2 protein-coding genes are annotated in these 2,386 nt (G+C 69.5%); both read right to left on the reverse strand.

Translation table 11 applies throughout. The features are described from left to right. Positions 1-1,914 (reverse strand): condensation domain-containing protein (locus tag QR77_RS00090; protein WP_150130529.1); only part of this gene is annotated, 1,914 nt, incomplete at its 3' end. Between the two features lie 15 nt (positions 1,915-1,929). Next, positions 1,930-2,386 (reverse strand): acyl carrier protein (locus QR77_RS00095; RefSeq protein ID WP_040019094.1); only part of this gene is annotated, 457 nt, incomplete at its 5' end.

Consider the following 2,386-nt stretch of genomic DNA (forward strand, 5'->3'; position numbering starts at 1 on the left):
GTCCGCCCGCACATCCACCACCGGAATACCAGCCGTGTCCAGCCCGTCCGGAATCACCCCATCAACCAACAGCACCTCAGGCCCACTGTCACGCAGCACATGCCTCAGTCGCTCCGCAGGAGCCGCGGGATCCAGCGGCACATAACCACCACCCGCCTTCAAAACAGCCAGCACACTTACCACAATGTGCTCACTGCGCGGCAGACACACTGCCACCAACGTCCCACGCCCGACGCCGAGTTCACGCAGATGACGTGCCAGACGATTGGCCCGCGCGTTCAACTCGCCATACGACAGCGAACACCCCTCGAACTCCACCGCCACCGCACCCGGCGAACCCGCCACCACCCCCTCGAACCACTCATGCACACACCACTCCTCCGCCACCAACCCCGCCGGAACCTCATTCCACTCCCCCACCAACCGCCGACGCTCCCCAGCAGGCAGATCGGTGAGCCGGGAGATCTTCTCCTGCGGCTCGGCGGCAATGCAGGCGAGCAGGTTGGTGTAGTGGCGCACGAAGCGCCGGATGGTCTCGGCGTCGAACAGGTCGGTGTTGTACTCGATGAAGCCGGCGAGCCCGTCCGGGGTCTCGCGCAGGTCGAGGGTGAGGTCGAACTTGGTGGCCTCGACGTCGAAGTCGACGGGGAGGAGCTCCAGTTCGCCCAGCCTGGTCTCCTCGGCGGTCTGTGCCTCCTGGAGCACGAACATGTTCTGGAAGACCGGCGAGTGGCTGAGGCTGCGCTCCGGGCGCAGGGCGTCCACGACGGCCTCGAAGGGGACGTCCTGGTGCTCGTACGCCTCCAGCGCCCGCTGCTTGACCTGGGCGAGGAGCGCGGGAAAGGTCGGATCGCCGGAGAGATCGGTGCGCATCACCAGGGTGTTGGCGAAGAAGCCGATGAGCCCCTCGAACTCGGTGCGGCCGCGGTTCGCCACCACCGTGCCGACGGCGACGTCGGTCTGCTGGGTGTAGCGGTGCAGCAGGGCGCAGTAGGCGGCGAACAGTGTCATGTAGAGCGTGGCGTCGTGCCGGGCGCCGACCTCCCGCAGGGCGTCGAGGAGTTCGGCCGGGCAGCGGAAGGTCTCGCGCGCGCCGTTGTACGTCTTGACCGGCGGGCGCTCACGGTCCGTGGGCAGGGACAGCCGCGGATCGACTCCGGCGAGCCGGTCGCGCCAGTACGCCACCTGCGCCTCCCGCACACCGTCGTCGAGCCACTCGCGCTGCCAGTTCGCGTAGTCCGGATACTGGATCGGCAGCGGTTCCAGCGGCGAGGGACGGCCCGCGCGCAGCGCGTCGTAGAGGGCGACGAGGTCGTGGTGGAGGACGCCGATCGACCAGCCGTCGGAGACGCCGTGGTGCATCGTGACCAGCAGGACGTGCTCCTGGTCGGACTGGCGCAGCAGCCGGGCCCGGATCAGCGTGTCGTGCTCCAGGTCGAAGGGAGCGGCGGCCTCCTGCGCGCAGATGCGGGGCAGCTCGGCGGGGTCGGCGAGCTCCTCCTGCCGGACTTCGAAGTCCGCGCCGTCGCCGACGTGTTGGTACGGGACGCCGTCGTGCTCCACGAAGCGGGTGCGCAGGGCCTCGTGCCGCCGCACCACCTCGCGCAGCGCGCCCACCAGGGCGGGGCGGTCGAGGTTCCCGCACAGCCGCACCGCCATCGGGATGTTGTACGCCGAGCCCGCTCCGTCCAACTGGGCGAGGAACCAGAGGCGTTGCTGGGTGAAGGAGAGCGGCACGGGCTGGTCCGGGCGGCGCGTCGGCAACGGGACGACGTCGAACGCGGAGAGATCGAGTACGGAGAGGTCGACGCCCTGCTTCTCGAGCAGCGTCATCAGGGCGCGTCGTCGCTTGGGCGGCAGCGATCGGATCCTGTGTACGAGGTCCCGCGTGCCCGGCTCATTGGTGATGGTCATCGTCGTCCTGTCTGCTTACTTCGCGATGTCCAGTGCGTCGAGCTCCGCGTCGCTCATGGCTTCGACGAGGGCGATGCCCTCAAGAATCGCCTTCACGTCGAGGACTGCGGTGGATCCGACGGGGGTACGGCGCTCCAGCTCGGCGGCCATGTCGGCCAGGCGAGGCGCTTCGAAGAGCGCCTGGAGCGGGAGCTCCGCTCCCGTCCGCCGCTTGAGCAGGTTGATCAGCCGGGTCGCCAGCAGCGAATTGCCACCCAGGGAAAGGAAGTTGCTCGTCGGCTTGAGGTCGTCGGCGTCGATGCCGAGAAGCTCCGACCAGGCGGCGAGCAGGGTCTGCTCGGCGTCGGTGAGGGTCGGGGCCGGCTGTCGCGCGGAGCGGTCGGTGGCGGTCTCGTGTGCGGCGCCCGCGGCACCGTCGGGCGGCACCGCCGCGGAGGGCGTGTGATCCGCGTCGGCCCGTACGGGAGCCGCG

It is taken from the genome of Streptomyces sp. 150FB (assembly GCF_000818195.1).
In the GTDB taxonomy this organism is placed as follows: Bacteria; Actinomycetota; Actinomycetes; order Streptomycetales; family Streptomycetaceae; genus Streptomyces.